We start from the raw sequence: 356 nt of genomic DNA, 5'->3' as shown, positions 1-356 counted from the left end.
GCCGCCTTGATCTCGATATACTGCTCCATCATCGGCGTGACGCCGCCCACTGCGGGCGCCGGCGCCATCGTGTCCGGGGCGTCGTTGTCGGTCGGCATGTGCATGTTCATTGGGGCACGCTAGCAGATGTGGTTGCCGGGTTTAATGCCGGCCGCTCGAAAAGCAGGGGAAGGCCGCGTCGCTCCGGCCAGCGGCGGCCAAGGCGTGCCGGCATTGCAACGCGCCGGTGGCCGGCATAATCATCCACGGAGCTCGGGGGCGGGGTCGATGGACAGGTTCGGTCAGGAATCATTCGAGGAGATGGTCGGGTCGGCCGGCACGCCGCTCGAACGCCTGCAGCGGCGCGCCGCCGACAG

General features: G+C 68.3%; 1 protein-coding gene. It reads left to right on the top strand.

What is annotated here, in order from left to right; translation table 11 throughout:
- Positions 1-132: 132 nt before the first annotated feature.
- Positions 133-356, top strand: a 224-nt coding sequence (locus EN850_RS36890; protein WP_210238045.1) for a hypothetical protein, incomplete at its 3' end; no start/stop codon positions are given.

The sequence above is a fragment of the Mesorhizobium sp. M8A.F.Ca.ET.207.01.1.1 genome (genome assembly GCF_004794715.1).
Lineage (GTDB): Bacteria > Pseudomonadota > Alphaproteobacteria > Rhizobiales > Rhizobiaceae > Mesorhizobium.
This window is presented reverse-complemented; position numbering and strand designations above follow the sequence as displayed.